Below are 15,805 nucleotides of genomic sequence, written 5' to 3' on the forward strand. Positions count from 1 at the left end.
TTATATGCTCAATGAAAGGGATAAACAACGACAAAAACGCCATCGCAAGCGGCTTGAAGCCAGGATAGATGCATCGGCGATTGTAGTTGCAATTAATGATTATTGCTTCAAGCCCGAATTATTTAGCTTGATTTATTCAATGCTGGGTGAGTTGCCAGATCACATCCGATCTAGAATTCATTTATATGGAATTGATTCCGGAGATGCTGCTAATCAGTTTACCGATCTTGGATTGAAATCGTTAATCGATCATGGCGTGCCTTTACATTATGTCGGTATGGATGATCAGCATGATTTATCCAGTCATTATGATGCCATTGATGTGCTACTAGTTACTGAAGATAACGAACCAGGTTTAAGTGCAGTAAAATCTGCACTATCTGCAGGTTGCTCGGTGGTTACAAAGCTTAAAATAGCAGAAAAAATTAACCTGAATATTAAAGAACGTTTACGGGTAATCGATAAACCGAATGCCACCGAACTTTCGGATCATATTACTGCATTTGCTGCACAACGAAGAAAATTTGATTGTGCCTTAGCAAGCTAACCCATTTAAACCTGCCTCAACCTAAATATTATGCAAATTATTTTCTTTTCAAACCCTGATTTTTTTGGATCAGAGAAAAGGCCAGCGTTTTCCAGTATGCCACGCTTTACCAATATGCTTGTTGATGGCATGAAGGATAAAGCACACGACGTGAGCGTTTGGACACCGAAGTCTACCTTCTTCGATTTGCCTTTTCCGACTAAACTGAAAAAATGGATGGGCTATATAGATCAATATGTAATGTTTCCCATCCAGGTAAAAAGAAGGCTTAAAAAAGTAAGTCCGGAAACCATTTTCGTATTTACAGATCAGGCACAGGGGCCATGGATACCATTGGTACAACATAGAAATCATGTGATGCATTGTCACGATTTTCTATCTCAATGGGCCGCAATGGGCGAAATTAAAGGTCAGGAAGTTGGTTTCACCGGAAAAATATATCAGAAGTTTATTCGCGATGGATTTAAAAAGGGAAAACATTTCATCACCAGTTCTTATAAAACGGATGCTGATTTAAAGAAATTATTGCCTGAGGCCAAGATGAATACCTACATGATTTATAACGGACTTGAGGCATTTTACAAACCGTTAGATAAAATTAAGGTTCGGGCTTCCTTGTCGCTTGCTTTGGGGATCAACTTAAGTAACGGCTATTTGTTGCATGTTGGCGGTAATCACTGGTATAAAAACAGAAATGGCGTAATTGAAATCTACAATGCCTGGCGATCGATGACTAAAAAAAGAATTCCATTGCTACTGGTTGGTCCACCTCCTGATGATTTTATAGGAAAGGTTCAGAAAGAATCGTCTTACAGAAGTGATATTCATTTTCTGGTTGGGCAAAGCGATGAAATTGTAAGCCAGATTTATGCAGGCGCTTCACTTTTCCTTTTTCCATCTTTTGCTGAGGGCTTTGGCTGGCCTAGTGCAGAAGCCATGGCCTGTGGTTGTCCGGTAATTACGAGTAACGAAGCACCGATGACAGAGGTGGTAAGTGATGCAGGGTTTCTTATTCCGCTGAGGGATACAGAAAATCCACGCCAGTGGGCAAATGATGCTGCATTCGTTGTAGAAGAGGTTTTGAATGCGCCAAATCAGGAAGCGTTAATTACAAAATCGATAGAAAATGCCAAACGGTTTAACAAGAAAAAAGCGATGGATGACTTTGAGCAGGTCTACGTTCGGATAGTGAGCTAAATTAATAACTACTGCTTAAAATTTACCTATGGTTACTCTAGTTACTTCGCAAATTCCAAAAGCGAGCCCGGATATTTCACATTTAATGGCGTTTGAAGATTATTGTAAAGATCAAAGCAGCTGGACCATTAAACGCGGCCCTGTTCTATATAATCCACGATCTTTTTCGCTCCGGTTTTATTCTGCCATACAAACACTGATTAAACCCGTGTTGAAACGGGTAAAAATTAAAGGTGCGGTACTGTCACTTGGCTTGCCATATTACTATTACCTCACTGCAAAAACATTTCCATACTATGGTACCAATTGTGATTTGCGGGTATTGTGGACTTATGATGTTTGGGAGCCTGATTATGAGCGGGTAGCAGAACTGGTGACTAAGAGTAACCTGGATCTGCTATTGCTTTCGTCTTATCAGGCAACCGAGCATTTCAAAAAGTTAAACTTAAGCACCTGTAAGGTTCATTGGGTACCAGAAACTATCGATGTGCATGCCTATCAACATAAAGAATGGAAAGACAGATCAATTAATCTACTTTCATTCGGCAGATCATGGCAACAGTATCACGAAGTTATTGTAGACGGTTGTGAGGAACATCATATCAATTATCAGTACCAGGAACGTTCTGCAACACATGATGTTGCGGTTCATGGCTTAAAAAAGAAATTACAGTTTCCAACCACAGCTGATTTTACAGCGGGACTTGCCGATTCGCAAATTTGCATCTGTTTTCCACGTTGTGTTACGCACCCGGCATTGGCTGGAGAAGTTTCTACGCTAACGATTCGCTATTTGCAGGCCATGGCTTCGAAATGTGTTATTCTTGGCGCAGCGCCGAAAGAAATTACGCAATTGTTTGATTATAATCCGGTTGTTGAAATAGACTGGGAAAAGCCTGTAGAACAGATCAGACATATTCTTGATTACCCGGAAGAATATATGGCCATTGTAGAAAAGAATTACCAAATGGTTCATCAGCATTTTCATCACCAGAATGCGATAGATCAAATTAATGAACTTGTCAAATCCAATTTGACTTAAAAACTAAATATTATCATAATGAGCGAGCAGCCAGTGCAAAAGATTCTCCACGTCGTATCCTCTATGGATCCAAAAGAAGGGGGTGTGTGTCAGGCAGTAAGGACAATCGTTGCGGGTTTATCTACCAGAAACATTTATAGCGAAGTTGTTAGTTTAGACGATGCTGAATCTTTTTTCTTCAAGTCTGATCCATTCACGGTTCATGCGCTAGGGCGTGGAAAAGGGCCGTGGAGATACAATAAAAGACTTACATCATGGTTTGTAACCAATTTATCTTATTTCGATAAGATAATTGTACACGGACTTTGGACTTACATGGGCTTCTCTTTGCAGAAAGCCATTAAAACCATATCTGCAAAAAAAGACGAAAAAGTACCTCAGGTATTTGTAATGCCACACGGCATGCTCGATCCTTATTTCCAACGGGCATCGGGAAGGAAAATGAAAGCATTGAGAAATACTTTCTACTGGAAGTTTATCGAGAATAAACTAATCAACACCGCTGATGGGATTTTATTTACCTGCGAGGAAGAAGCTGCCTTGGCTAAGTTGCCATTTAAGCCTTACCAACCGAAGAAAACCTACATTACGGGTTTAGGCGTAGAGCATCCGCCAGTATATGTTGATGAAATGAAAATTGAATTTGAGAGCCGTTGTCCGCAATTGGATAATTCACCATATATCCTTTTTCTAAGTAGAATAAACGAAAAAAAAGGAGTTGATTTATTGCTGGATGCTTATTTATCCATTATAGAATCAGTGGAAGTAAATCCACGTTCAGAACTTGCCGGCTTATTGCCAAAACTGGTTATTGCAGGGCCAGATTTAGAAAGTGAATTTGGTAAAAAGATTCAGAAGCAGGTAGATCAACATCATTTGCTTCGGAAATCGGTCATTTTTACAGGCATGTTATCCGGTCTTTCTAAATGGGGTGCATTTTATGGCTGCGAAGCCTTTATCCTGCCCAGTCACCAGGAAAATTTCGGAATTGCCGTGGTAGAGGCACTTGGCTGCTCGAAACCGGTTTTAATTTCCAATCAGGTAAACATCTGGCGGGAAATTAATGAAGATGGAGGCTGTTACGTTTCCAATAATACCATCGATGGTACGAAGAAGTTGTTGGAATCGTGGGGGCAAAGCTCTTATAAAACAAAGAAAATGATGTCTAAAAATGCATTTTATTCCTTCACCAAAAACTTTGCTACCGTATCGGCGACGACCAAATTTGTTGATGCCATCTCTAATCCAAACTAAAATGAGTGTTGAAACCGCAAACCTATTAGAAAGTGATCTTTCGAAGTTCGATATCGGAGATTATAATGCCGGGAATAAATGGAAGGATGTACTTTGGTATCCCTTTAATTACCTGATTTTTAACAGTTGCATTCCATGGCCTAGTTCGATGAAAGCGAGTTTACTCAGGTTATTCGGGGCTAAAATTGGAGCAGGTTTAATTATCAAACCAAGGGTGATTATTAAAAGCCCAGGCAGGCTAACTATTGGCGACAACTGTTGGATTGGTGAATCGGTTTGGATCGATAACCTGGACGATGTTGAAATTGGCAGCAATGTTTGTATCTCTCAGGGGGCAATGTTGCTTACCGGAAATCACGATTATAATAAAATAGATTTCCCTTACCGTTTAGGTACAATCATTTTAGATGATGGTGTTTGGGTAGGTGCAAAATCGGTGGTGTGTCCGGGAGTGAAGTGTTTATCACATGCGATACTTACTGTAAATTCTGTGGCGACAAAAAATCTCGAGCCCAGAAAAATTTACTCCGGAAACCCTGCGGTATACATTCGGGATAGAAAAATTACAGATTAATTAATCTTTAGCTATTATTAAACCGCTTATCGAAATAAATTGCCAATACTAATAACCAATGGTGTTCCGGTTTGCGGTAATCATCAGCTCATCATAACATTCTTTTTAAAGAATAAAAATATTGCCTCTTTCTGCTAACCAGTAAGCATACACAAACGCATCAATCTTTGGATGTGCTCGCTCAAAACAAATTTTATGGAACAAATCAACATCGCAAAAAAGCGCATTTTATTACTTGGAATTAATTTTTCGCCTGAACTTACTGGTATTGGGAAATATTCAGGAGAGATGATTGATTGGTTAGTCAAGAATGGATATGATTGTACGGTAGTTACTTCATTTCCTTATTATCCAAACTGGAGTGTTCAACAGCCTTACAGAGGATTATTCTATAAGAAAGAGGTGAATGAAACGGGAGATCTGAAAATTTACAGGTGTCCGCTTTATGTACCCTCTACACCAACAGGGAAGAAGAGAATTCTGCACGATATCAGTTTCTTTCTCACCTCCTTATTGATGATGATTTACCTGCTGTTTAAGCCGAAAAGCGATTATGTTTTTTGTGTGGCACCACCATTTCACCTTGGTTTTTTAAGTAGTTTTTACTGCTTTATTAAAGGAAGTAAAATGGTATATCACATTCAGGATTTGCAGATAGAAGCCGCCAGAGATCTAGGTGTAATCAAGAATCAATCGTTATTCGGCCTGATGCTGAAAATGGAAAAATTTATCCTCAAAAGAACAACATACGTTTCTACTATTTCTGAGGGAATGTTAGAAAAAGTAGCACTAAAGACAGATAAGAAAGTGCTCATGTTTCCAAATTGGGTAGATGTAGAGGAATTTCATCCTATTAATAAAAGAGATGAACTGAAAAAGCAATGGGGCTTTACGCCAGATGCTAAAATTGTATTGTATTCCGGAAGCATCGGTGAGAAGCAAGGTTTAGAAAGTTTGATTTCTATTGCCGATAATTTTCAGCAATATCCATTAATTCAGTTTATTATCTGTGGAAACGGCCCATACCGGAATAAGCTGCAACAAATCGCAAGTGATAAAAAACTAATGAATATCAGCTTCCTGCCCTTACAGCCACTTCATATTTTTAATGAGTTTTTAAATATGAGTGATGTCCACCTGGTGCTGCAAAAGAAAAATGCCTGTGATTTAATGATGCCATCTAAACTGGCTGGAATACTTTCTTCGGGCGGCTTAGCGCTGGTTACTGCAGAGCAGGGAAGTACACTGCATAAAATTATCAAGGAGCATAATATGGGCGTGGTAATTAATTGTGAAGATGAAAATCTTTTAGCCAGTACCATACTGGCCTGCTGTTCAGGCGATCACCAGGCGAGAACACATAATGCCCGCGCATATGCCATGAGAGAGCTGAACAGGGAGGTGATTTTAAAACGGTTATTCACTGAGATAGAAACCGGGAAAGAATCAAAAGCCATTGTGCCGAAGATTAAGGAAATTAAAACAGAATTGGTTTTCAGCAATAATAATTAAGCCTCAACAGCCATGAACAATTTCAACTTATCTGATGAATCGATTATAGAACATTACGAAACCGAACTATCAGGAAACTTAAACGGCCAGTTTGTTTTGGGTGACCCACTTGAAGCAGCCAACCGGGAATATTTATTTCAGCAACAGCTGAAAAGAGTGTTTGATGTTTTATTCAGTTTAACGGTTTTGGTTGCTTTTAGCTGGGTTTACGTCATCATTGCGATCCTGATCAGAGCAGATAGCAAGGGTAAAGTAATATTTAAGCAAAAGCGAACGGGTAAGGATGATCAGGCATTTTGGTGCTATAAGTTTCGAACCATGGTGGTGAATGATCACGCACACACTAACCATGCGCAAAAGAATGATGCCAGAATTACGGGTATTGGCCGGTTCTTAAGAAAATCCAGTTTAGATGAATTACCGCAATTTTTCAATGTGCTTAATGGCACCATGAGTGTGGTTGGTCCACGGCCACATATGTTAAAGCACACCGAAGAGTACAGGCAAACCATTGATAATTTTATGGTTCGCCACAGCATCAAACCTGGTATTACAGGTTGGGCACAGGTGAAGGGTTTTAGGGGAAATACAACCGGAAACGAAATGATGGAGAACCGGGTAAAACACGACATCTGGTATTTAGAAAACTGGTCGAATAAACTTGATTTAAAGATAATCATACTTACTGCAAGACAGGTTTTCAAAGGTCATGAAAACGCATTTTAAAGAAAAAATAAAAATATTTAAATAAAAAAGGCAATGAAAAAAAAGGCATTAATTACAGGGATAACCGGTCAGGACGGTGCGTATCTAACAGAACTTTTATTAGAAAAAGGTTATGAAGTACACGGAATTAAAAGAAGAAGTTCACAGTTTAATACCGATAGGATTGATCATTTGTATCAGGGACCGGAAGTAGAAAACAGAAATTTGGTTCTTCATTATGGTGATTTAACAGATTCAACCAACCTGATCAGAATCATTCAACAGGTACAGCCTGATGAGATTTATAACCTTGGCGCAATGTCTCACGTACAGGTAAGTTTTGATGTTCCGGAATATACTGCAAATGCAGATGGGATTGGAACATTGAGAATTTTAGAAGCCATCAGAATTTTAGGCCTACAAAAGAAAACCAGAATTTACCAGGCTTCTACTTCAGAACTTTATGGATTGGTACAAGCGGTGCCACAAAGTGAAACCACTCCTTTTTATCCACGTTCGCCTTATGCAGTAGCCAAAATGTACGCGTATTGGATTACTGTAAATTATAGAGAAGCCTATGGCATGTATGCTTGTAACGGGATTTTATTTAATCATGAAAGCCCACTTAGAGGCGAAACTTTTGTAACCAGAAAAATTACAAGGGGTGTTGCTAAAATTGGTTTAGGCCTTCAGGATATGCTTTATTTAGGGAATCTTGATGCCAGAAGAGATTGGGGCCATGCGAAAGATTATGTTGAAGCCATGTATTTAATTCTTCAACAAGAATCGCCATCAGATTTTGTAATTGCAACAGGAATTACGACGCCGGTACGCGAATTTGTAAAATTGGCATTTGCTGAAATTGGTATCGAAATTGGTTTTTCTGGTACTGGTGTAGACGAGAAAGGATTTGTAGTATACTGTAATCACCCTGATTATCAGTTGGAAATTGGAAGAGAAGTGGTTGCAGTTGATCCGAAATATTTCAGACCTACTGAAGTTGATCTTTTGGTTGGAGACCCGACTAAATCAAACCAATTATTGAACTGGAAACCTAAATATGACCTGCAAATGCTGGTAAGTGAAATGGTTGAAGCAGATGTTGAGCTTTTCAAAAAAGACCAGTTACTTAAAGAATCAGGTTACGTAATAAAAAACCAATATGAATAAAATGGAGCAGACGGATTTAAAAGATTTAGACGCGAAGATATACGTTGCTGGGCACAAAGGAATGGTAGGTTCGGCGATAGAGAGAGCCCTTATTAAACAAGGTTATACCAATATCATTAAAAGAACTTCAAAACAACTGGATCTTACTGATAAGTTGGAAGTAGACCATTTTTTTGCAACACATAAGCCAGATTACGTTTTTTTAGCTGCGGCCAAAGTTGGCGGGATTCTGGCCAATAATACTTACCCGGCAGATTTTTTAGTTCAGAATATCAATATTCAGAACAATGTGATCCATGCATCGATGGTTAACAAAGTAAAAAAGCTTTTATTCCTGGGTTCGTCTTGTATCTATCCTAAACTTGCACCGCAGCCCATAAAGGAAGAATATCTTTTAACTGGCGCCCTGGAGGCAACTAATGATGCGTATGCGATCGCCAAAATTTGCGGAATAAAAATGTGTCAGGCTTATGCTAAGCAATATGGTGTGAATTATATTAATGCCATGCCGACCAATTTATACGGTAAAAATGATAATTATCACCTGGAGAATTCTCACGTTTTACCCGCTTTGATTCGCAAAATCCATGAAGCAAAACATGAAGGTACTCCAGAGGTTACCGTATGGGGCACCGGAACGCCCAAAAGAGAATTTTTATATGCTGATGATTTAGCAGAAGCCTGCGTTCACCTGATGAAAGTTTATAACAGTAGCGAGATTGTTAACATTGGCACAGGTGAAGATCTGACCATTAAGGAACTGGCGACTACCATTTCAAAAGCTTTAGAATATGAAGGGAATTTAATTTTCGATGTTTCGAAACCAGATGGAACGCCAAGAAAACTGCTTGATGTTTCAAAAATTAAAAACACGGGTTGGCAGCCTATAGTGGGGTTAGAAAAAGGTGTCCTGCTCGCTTACCAGGATTATTTAGAACAGATAGATTACCCAAAAATAGCTGTCGGCAATAAATCGCTTTGTGCATAAGGCACTGAGCAATTTATACTGATGGTAAATCCAGTATAATAAAGAAACACTTTTGTTATAGTGTGTCACTGGGGACAATTGAGAAACCCTGTGCCGGATGGCCAGGGTTTTATTATTTTCTAGTTTTTCAGCGATTAAAAGCTTTGATCATCAGCACTTGGGCCATAGCTGCCAGGGATGGGGATATTTAAAATTCTTAAATAAACACCTAGCTGTGCACGGTGGTGAATGATTTGACTCAATGCGGTGCGCATCATTTCATACTTGGTCCAGTCGCCTAAAATATGCTCGCCGTTACGCAAAATCCACTGCTTATCGAAATCTTCTACTTTCGATTGCGCCAATTCTGATTTCCCTTTCTCATAGCTTTCTTCCAGCAGCTTAAGCAAATCATCATTATTTTCTACCTTTTTTTCCTGATAAGGAGCAGTCTCAAAATCCAATCCATCGGTAGTAAGCGCCAGGCTAACCCATTCAGGAAGTTCTGCAATGTGGCTAGCAAGTGATTTCATTTTCATGCTTTTCTCATGTGGTGCCCAATCAAATTTATCTGCTGGTACAAGTGCCAGAAATTTCTTAGTCGTGATAAATTCTGATTCCAATTCCTTTAATAATGCTTTAATAATATCCATATTTTGTTGTTTTGATTTTTCAATTCCTTGTAATTCCATTAATAATATGTCAGCGAAACTCATAGTTTTTTGTTTTGGTGATACAAAGGAAATACGCCGTACTGACAACCCTATGGCAGTGCTAAAATTAAAATGAAATATTTTTAATCGTACGGAGATATGACTATACATTTTGCTAACTAACTTTAATAAAGTACAGGCCTCACCGAAGAGCGCCGTTAATCCCAAGGGCCGGGGAAATCAAAAAAACAGTTGTACAGTAGTATAATATTGCACTGACAAACCTTAAACGCAGTGGTTTTGTGTATATAAAGCGGATTCAAAGCTTTAAAAGGTATTGAACACAAAACGAAGTGCTGCTGTTTTTTTGATGAGTGTGGGACGTGTGAAAGGCCCCTAGTTGGATTGACAAAGCATTTTGGGTACTTTGGCGCTCCAAAATGCGCAGCATTCTTGAACACCGCTAAAAACAATATTAACTGTGAAAAATTACCATGCCTCCGCGGCAAAGAGCGGGCAAAAGATCTTTATAAATTTATGGTGTCTACGTGATAGTCCAACGGAGGGGGTGGTCGCAGACCGGGATGTAAAAGGCAGTAAATATTATCAAAATCAGGTTAAGAAAAACGGAGGGCATTAAAAATTAACAGGTAACATACTCATATAGTCGCTTAAAGGCATATGGTCTTTTTTCGAGAATGGTGTTTCCAGGTTTTTTAAACAAAGAATTCTGGTTAGATTGAAATCGCGGTATTGATTTCTGAAATGACACCATGCAATCATGTGCCAGCTGAAAGCATAGAAGATAAGTCCAATGGGCTCAACACAGCGTTTGCTTGCCACTTCCTGTACATTTTTATATTCCAGTTCTATTAAATTTTTTTCGGAAATGGCATGCTGAATAAGGGAAAGGTAAGTATAGTTGAAGGTTAAGCGTTCTGGAATCTGTAGTTTGATGTGTTGATTTAACGATTCTAATTTCTCTTTTTGTGCGGTTTTCAATACAGCTTTTACTTTCGTAAGCGCGGTAGAATAATGAGAACGGATGGAGTGATCTGCAAAACCATTTACCAGGCTTTCTACCAGTAGTAAGGCATTTGCTTCATCTGTATTGAAAGAAACCGGAGGTAAAAAATATCCCTGAACAAGAAAATAACCCTTATTATGCTCAAAGCTGATCGGGATTCCCTGTTCGCCTAAAGCCTTTACGTCACGGTATACCGTACGAATACTCATGTCAAAACGCTGCGCAATTTTCTCTGCCGTAATGTATTTAGCAGATTGAAGGAGGGTTAATATGCCGAAAAGGCGATCGATGCGGTTCATGTTTTCAGGGTTGCCATAAAATTAGCAAATAAATCAAACCTTTAAGAGGAAGCATTGTATTCTAATGTTTGTTATGTCTTTTTAGCGAAAAATTCGTTAATATTAACATATACTCAATAGTTCATGGCAGCCGCAATTCAAAAGCGTTTTTTCAGGGCAATCAAAAGTAAGGTAATCATCGGGTTTCTATTCGCCTGTTTTGCCTTATTACTGGCTTGGGGAATCAGCAAGTTTGCCTTTACGCGGATGCTGAACACGGTAGAAGAAATTTCTGCGCCAAATGATCGGTTAAGAATAGTAAATGATTTATCACACAAGATAGCAAGGCTGGATCAACTGCAGCGTGACGAAGCTTTTAATAAGCAGGGCAATTATAATTTCTTGCGCGAATCCAGAAGGTTAAGATCAAGTTTAGATACTCTCCGAACGCTCTACGCCGGCGATTCCCTGCAGCTTAACCGAATAAAATCGATTAAAAGTTTATTAATACAACGAGATAAACAGTTCATTGCCTACCTTAAAGTCAGGGAGACGTTGGTAAACACCAAATCGTTTTCAAACGAAGTGCAGAAGCTAAATGAACTGGTAGCTACGCGGGCACGCCAAACCGATAGTGCTGTTTTAACCACCGAAACCACCACATCTACTACCACTGTTGCACCAGAAGAAGAACAGAAATCAAGAGGGTTTTTAAGTAAGCTTTTCGGGAAAAAGAAATCTGATGTTTATAAAATCATCAACGAAGAATTTAAGGTGAAACGTGATACACTGAACGCGAAAGCGGAAGACAGTATTATGAAGAGTATGACGGGCTCGTTGAAAAACATTGAGAGTGAGCAACGTCGAAAAAGCCAGAAATTCTTAAAACGTGAAGCAGACTTATCTACCGCAAGTAATGCTTTAACCGGTCAGATGCTGCAAATTCTAAGAGAAGTAGAAGGTGAGGCAGTGGCTCAGGTAGATTTGAATGGCATTCAAGCCAAGGAAGTGGTGAACGATGGGATAACACAAATCACAGTGATCATCATTACTTTCTTTTTTCTTACGGTTATCCTGCTGTATTTAATCCTGACTGATATTACCCGGAGTAATAAATACCGTAAAGCGCTGGAAGAGGCTAAAGATCTGGCCGAATATCATGGCAAGGCGAAGCAACGCTTTCTTTCTAATATGAGTCATGAGATCAGAACACCATTGCAGTCTATTTTGGGCTATGCAGAATTGATTGCTCAACAAGAGCAGCCAAAGAAAAAAGATGTTTATGCCATTTACCAATCTTCTATTCATTTGCTTCAGATTGTAAATGAGGTGCTGGATTATAACAGGATTATTTCTGGCGAGTTCAGCTTTAATCACCAGGTTTTTGATGTTAAAAAGATTATTGAGGAAGTTACGTCCGTTATCCGTCCGTTGGCTGCACAGAAATCACTCACACTGGTTACAAACTTAAATTTAAGTGATGTGGAATTTGTCAGTGGCGATGCTTTCCGGCTGAAACAAATCCTTTTCAATTTGTTGGGGAATGCGGTAAAGTTCACTTTAAAGGGAGAAATTACCCTCTCTGTAACCTGCAAAAAGCAGGATGGAAACCTCCATTTTAATTTCACCATTAAAGATACGGGGATTGGCTTTGACGAAAAAGACATTCCGAAAATATTCAACGAGTTTGAACAGATCGAATCTCCTGAAAAATATGTGCTCAATCAAACCGGAACAGGTTTGGGCCTGCCTATTGTAAAGGCTTTAATTGATGGCCAGGGCGGAAGAATCCATGTGAAAAGTAAAGCGGGGATTGGAACTATATTCAATATTTACCTTACCTATCAGGAAACTACAGAAAAGGTAATTGATCCATTGGATCTGGATCATTATGCCATTGTAAACCCTGGAATGGTTTGGGTTATTGATGATGACAGGTTAATTCTGGAACTCTGCGAATTAATTTTTGAGAAAAATAAAATTCCATATAAAAGCTTCAATCAGGTTGCCGATATTTTGCATGAGGAGGCTGATCCTGAGCTAAAGTATGTTTTGGTAGATATGCGTTTGCCTGAGATAACTGGCCTGGAACTATGTCATATCCTGAAGAAAAAACTCCCTGCTAACATTAAATTCTATGCCATTACTGCCCAGGTATTGCCAGAAGAGCGGGAGATGGTATTAAGTGAAGGTTTTGATGGATTGATCTTAAAACCTTTCCGTGCGGTGGATTTACTTTCCATTTTCGAAAAAACGGAACTTTTAATCGAATCACCTGAATTTGACTTTTCTTCCATTGAAAAAATGACCTTTGGTGATCGGCAGATGCTGGAAAAGATCATCGCAAGATTTAAACAGGATTGTATCGATGATGCGGAAATATTGAAAACCAATCTGGAAGAAAATGATCAGGATAAAAGCCGTTTAATTGTTCACAGGCTTGCTGGCCGAACGGCACAAATGGGCTCGAAAACTTTGGCGCAAGCATTGCGGCAGCTCGAAATAGAAATTGCAGAAAATGGTTTAAACCCGGAGATAAAAGATGCGGTATGTGAGCAGCTTAAGAAGTTAGCTGCATTAATTGCAATGATGGAAGAGCTGGAACCACAATAGTTACAGACTATCGTGTGGAAGCAATTAATTTGTTAAGATAAGGTATTAATGAAAAAGCTTAAAAATTAGGCAATCCCATATCTTTCCATTTTTGAATAAAGCGTTTTCCTGTCGATATTAAGCATTTTCGCTGCCTTCGATTTGTTGTGCTTGGCTTTAATTAAGGTTTCAGCAATTAATGTTTTTTCATTTTGCTCGGTCACTGCTTTTAAATCAGAAGAACTTCCGGGCATGGTTTGCCGGTTTACTGAAATCATCATTTCATCTGGTAAGGCATTTACCTGGGCCACCTCTCCGGGCGTTAGCAACACCATGCGTTTAATTACATTGCTAAGTTCCCTTAAATTTCCTGGCCAGTCGTAATTGAGGAGCAAAGATTTTGCTTCTGCAGAAATACTCTTTACATTTCTATCCAGATCACGGTTAGAAAGTTGTACAAAATGATTGATAAATAATTCAAGATCACTACCACGCTTTCTAAGTGGGGGTAGCTGGATTTTAAATTCATTCAGGCGGTGATATAAATCTTCTCTGAATTCGCCACCCGCTATACTGTTCAATAAATCATCATTGGTGGCTGTAATAATTCTAACATCTACAGTAACATATTTCGTGCTTCCTAAAGGTTGAATTACCCGCTCCTGAAGTGCACGTAGTAATTTAATCTGCACTTCGTAGCTCAAATTCCCCACCTCATCTAAAAATAGAGTTCCGCCATTTGCCGCTTCAAACTGTCCTTTTTTATCATTTAAGGCACCTGTAAAGGCACCCTTTACATGTCCGAATAGTTCGCTTGCCGCTAAATCTTTTGATAAAGCACCACAATCTATTGCTACAAATGGTTTATTGGCGCGTTTACTTTGCTGATGTAAAGTTCTGGCTGCGAATTCCTTTCCCGTACCACTTTCACCCTGAATAATAACCGACATATCTGTTGGTGCAACCAGGTCAATGTGTTCATACAACCGATCGGCAATGGCACTTTTACCTTTTATCAGATCGGCATCAGCAGTTTCAATTTCAACAGTTTTTGATTCCTTTTTAGTTAAGGAATTTTTAATCACCATTAAAAGTTCGTCGGGATTAACAGGCTTGGTAATGTAATCGAAGGCTCCCATTTGCATGGATTTTACTGCCGTACGAACATCATTAAAGCTGGTCATGATAATGATTGGTGTGGAGATACCCAGGTTTCTGTTGTGCGTAATCACATCAAAACCGATTCCATCAGGTAGGCGATAATCGATTAAAAATAGATCGAAGGTTTCATTTTCAATCAATTTAAACGATGGTTTTATATGCGTAGCCAAAGAAATTTCATGGCCATGTTTTGTCAAAAAACCTTCGAGTAATTGGGCAAATGTTGTATCGTCTTCTATAATCAGGATTTTGGCCATACAACAAAAATAAGAAAAGCCAGTTAAAAACTGGCTTTCTTATACTAGGTAGATGTAATATTTGGGATTATTCAACTGGTTTACCGTCTTTATCAATTTTAATAGAACCTGTTTCAGCTTCTTTTTTCACATTGATAATGTAGTATTCTTTTGTTCCTTCTTTAACAGACCATGCTTCGGTAGGCGTCCAACCTTTATAAGTATCGGATTTTAATGCTGTTGTTATTGGCTCTGGAAGTTCTTCCAATTTTACTGGTGTTTTTACTGCACTATCCTGAACTGCAACAATTGCAGCATTTTTCATTGTATTTACTTCACTCGCTTGTACTGCTGAGAATCCTGCAAAAGCTAAGAACGCAGCTGATAAAATTAATTTTTTCATCTTATTATATATTTAATGGTGATGAAACTATCAAATAGTTTCGTGATTCGTTTAGTTGAGCGCAACCAAAAGGTTATGCTTATTGATTATGCCTCTGGGGCAATTTATTATTGAACTGGTTTACCGTCTTTATCAATTTTTACAGAACCTGTTTCTGCTTCTTTTTTAACATTGATTAAAAAGTATTCTTTAGTGCCTTCTTTAACAGACCAGGCTTCTGTTGCTTCCCAACCTTTATACGCATCTGATTTTAATGCTGTTGTTACTGGCTCTGGAAGCTCCTCTAATTTAACCGGAGTTTTTACTGCGCTATCTTGAACTGCAACAATTGCAGGATTTTTAATTGTATTTACTTCACTTGCTTGTACTGCTGAGAACCCTGCGAACGCTAAGAATGTAGCTGATAAAATGAACTTTTTCATAGTATGTAAATTTTAATATTTAATATGTGTAACAATACTTGCTCATGTTTCATAATGGTGCCAAA

At 38.7% G+C, this 15,805-nt stretch carries 15 protein-coding genes; 10 read left to right on the forward strand and 5 right to left on the reverse strand.

Annotated elements, in window-relative coordinates; all coding sequences use genetic code 11:
* Positions 1 to 4 precede the first annotated feature (4 nt).
* From ACN1CD_RS19475 to ACN1CD_RS19515, 9 genes are all read left to right on the forward strand, one after another.
* Entirely contained in the window at positions 5 to 547 is a 543-nt protein-coding gene (locus ACN1CD_RS19475) for a hypothetical protein (protein ID WP_419132087.1), read from the forward strand.
* A gap of 30 nt (positions 548 to 577) precedes the next feature.
* A complete protein-coding gene (locus tag ACN1CD_RS19480; RefSeq protein ID WP_419132088.1) occupies positions 578 to 1,744 on the forward strand; it encodes a glycosyltransferase family 4 protein in 1,167 nt (388 codons plus the stop codon).
* 28 nt (positions 1,745 to 1,772) lie between these two features.
* On the forward strand, positions 1,773 to 2,786 hold the full coding sequence (locus ACN1CD_RS19485) for a glycosyltransferase (RefSeq protein WP_419132089.1): 1,014 nt from the start codon (positions 1,773 to 1,775) through the stop codon (positions 2,784 to 2,786).
* An 18-nt stretch (positions 2,787 to 2,804) separates the two neighbouring features.
* Entirely contained in the window at positions 2,805 to 4,040 is a 1,236-nt protein-coding gene (locus ACN1CD_RS19490) for a glycosyltransferase (protein WP_419132090.1), read from the forward strand.
* Position 4,041: 1 nt separating this feature from the next.
* Positions 4,042 to 4,614, forward strand: coding sequence for a WcaF family extracellular polysaccharide biosynthesis acetyltransferase (locus ACN1CD_RS19495; RefSeq protein ID WP_419132091.1), 573 nt, complete (start codon positions 4,042 to 4,044; stop codon positions 4,612 to 4,614).
* Positions 4,615 to 4,809: 195 nt separating this feature from the next.
* Positions 4,810 to 6,126 (forward strand): WcaI family glycosyltransferase, encoded by a 1,317-nt coding sequence (locus tag ACN1CD_RS19500; RefSeq protein ID WP_419132092.1) that lies wholly within the window; start codon positions 4,810 to 4,812, stop codon positions 6,124 to 6,126.
* A gap of 12 nt (positions 6,127 to 6,138) precedes the next feature.
* Positions 6,139 to 6,852 (forward strand): exopolysaccharide biosynthesis polyprenyl glycosylphosphotransferase, encoded by a 714-nt coding sequence (locus ACN1CD_RS19505; protein ID WP_419132093.1) that lies wholly within the window; start codon positions 6,139 to 6,141, stop codon positions 6,850 to 6,852.
* Positions 6,853 to 6,885: 33 nt separating this feature from the next.
* Positions 6,886 to 8,001 (forward strand): GDP-mannose 4,6-dehydratase, encoded by a 1,116-nt coding sequence (gene gmd, locus ACN1CD_RS19510; RefSeq protein ID WP_419132094.1) that lies wholly within the window; start codon positions 6,886 to 6,888, stop codon positions 7,999 to 8,001.
* The gene (locus ACN1CD_RS19515; RefSeq protein ID WP_419132095.1) at positions 7,994 to 8,989 is read left to right on the forward strand and encodes a GDP-L-fucose synthase family protein; all 996 of its coding nucleotides are present in this window, start codon (positions 7,994 to 7,996) and stop codon (positions 8,987 to 8,989) included. The genes gmd and ACN1CD_RS19515 overlap by 8 nt, the downstream gene beginning before the upstream one ends.
* A gap of 134 nt (positions 8,990 to 9,123) precedes the next feature.
* On the opposite strand, the gene ACN1CD_RS19520 is transcribed toward ACN1CD_RS19515, so the two are convergent.
* Complete coding sequence (locus tag ACN1CD_RS19520; RefSeq protein ID WP_419132096.1) at positions 9,124 to 9,684, reverse strand: DinB family protein; 561 nt, start codon at positions 9,682 to 9,684, stop codon at positions 9,124 to 9,126.
* A 573-nt stretch (positions 9,685 to 10,257) separates the two neighbouring features.
* Entirely contained in the window at positions 10,258 to 10,947 is a 690-nt protein-coding gene (locus ACN1CD_RS19525) for a helix-turn-helix transcriptional regulator (RefSeq protein ID WP_419132097.1), read from the reverse strand.
* 123 nt (positions 10,948 to 11,070) lie between these two features.
* Here ACN1CD_RS19525 and ACN1CD_RS19530 point away from each other — a divergent pair, with 123 nt between their 5' ends.
* A complete protein-coding gene (locus ACN1CD_RS19530; protein ID WP_419132098.1) occupies positions 11,071 to 13,539 on the forward strand; it encodes an ATP-binding protein in 2,469 nt (822 codons plus the stop codon).
* A 65-nt stretch (positions 13,540 to 13,604) separates the two neighbouring features.
* Here ACN1CD_RS19530 and ACN1CD_RS19535 read toward each other — a convergent pair whose 3' ends face one another.
* The 3 genes from ACN1CD_RS19535 to ACN1CD_RS19545 all read right to left on the reverse strand — a co-directional run bounded on the left by ACN1CD_RS19535 (position 13,605) and on the right by ACN1CD_RS19545 (position 15,740).
* A complete protein-coding gene (locus ACN1CD_RS19535; RefSeq protein ID WP_419132099.1) occupies positions 13,605 to 14,936 on the reverse strand; it encodes a sigma-54-dependent transcriptional regulator in 1,332 nt (443 codons plus the stop codon).
* A gap of 67 nt (positions 14,937 to 15,003) precedes the next feature.
* On the reverse strand, positions 15,004 to 15,318 hold the full coding sequence (locus tag ACN1CD_RS19540; RefSeq protein WP_419132100.1) for a hypothetical protein: 315 nt from the start codon (positions 15,316 to 15,318) through the stop codon (positions 15,004 to 15,006).
* Between the two features lie 107 nt (positions 15,319 to 15,425).
* Positions 15,426 to 15,740, reverse strand: a complete 315-nt coding sequence (locus tag ACN1CD_RS19545; protein ID WP_419132101.1) for a hypothetical protein — start codon at positions 15,738 to 15,740, stop codon at positions 15,426 to 15,428.
* Between the last annotated feature and the right edge of the window lie 65 nt (positions 15,741 to 15,805).

It is taken from the genome of Pedobacter sp. N23S346 (assembly GCF_048515415.1).
Classification (GTDB): Bacteria; Bacteroidota; Bacteroidia; order Sphingobacteriales; family Sphingobacteriaceae; genus Pedobacter.

Coding starts and splice junctions, on each gene's coding strand:
- ACN1CD_RS19475 (WP_419132087.1), top strand. CDS start 5: ATGCTCAATGAAAGGGATAAACAACGACAAAAACGCCATCGCAAGCGG.
- ACN1CD_RS19515 (WP_419132095.1), top strand. CDS start 7,994: ATGAATAAAATGGAGCAGACGGATTTAAAAGATTTAGACGCGAAGATA.
- ACN1CD_RS19480 (WP_419132088.1), top strand. CDS start 578: ATGCAAATTATTTTCTTTTCAAACCCTGATTTTTTTGGATCAGAGAAA.
- ACN1CD_RS19525 (WP_419132097.1), bottom strand. CDS start 10,947: ATGAACCGCATCGATCGCCTTTTCGGCATATTAACCCTCCTTCAATCT.
- ACN1CD_RS19530 (WP_419132098.1), top strand. CDS start 11,071: ATGGCAGCCGCAATTCAAAAGCGTTTTTTCAGGGCAATCAAAAGTAAG.
- ACN1CD_RS19495 (WP_419132091.1), top strand. CDS start 4,042: ATGAGTGTTGAAACCGCAAACCTATTAGAAAGTGATCTTTCGAAGTTC.
- ACN1CD_RS19490 (WP_419132090.1), top strand. CDS start 2,805: ATGAGCGAGCAGCCAGTGCAAAAGATTCTCCACGTCGTATCCTCTATG.
- ACN1CD_RS19485 (WP_419132089.1), top strand. CDS start 1,773: ATGGTTACTCTAGTTACTTCGCAAATTCCAAAAGCGAGCCCGGATATT.
- gmd (WP_419132094.1), top strand. CDS start 6,886: ATGAAAAAAAAGGCATTAATTACAGGGATAACCGGTCAGGACGGTGCG.
- ACN1CD_RS19500 (WP_419132092.1), top strand. CDS start 4,810: ATGGAACAAATCAACATCGCAAAAAAGCGCATTTTATTACTTGGAATT.
- ACN1CD_RS19545 (WP_419132101.1), bottom strand. CDS start 15,740: ATGAAAAAGTTCATTTTATCAGCTACATTCTTAGCGTTCGCAGGGTTC.
- ACN1CD_RS19520 (WP_419132096.1), bottom strand. CDS start 9,684: ATGAGTTTCGCTGACATATTATTAATGGAATTACAAGGAATTGAAAAA.
- ACN1CD_RS19535 (WP_419132099.1), bottom strand. CDS start 14,936: ATGGCCAAAATCCTGATTATAGAAGACGATACAACATTTGCCCAATTA.
- ACN1CD_RS19505 (WP_419132093.1), top strand. CDS start 6,139: ATGAACAATTTCAACTTATCTGATGAATCGATTATAGAACATTACGAA.
- ACN1CD_RS19540 (WP_419132100.1), bottom strand. CDS start 15,318: ATGAAAAAATTAATTTTATCAGCTGCGTTCTTAGCTTTTGCAGGATTC.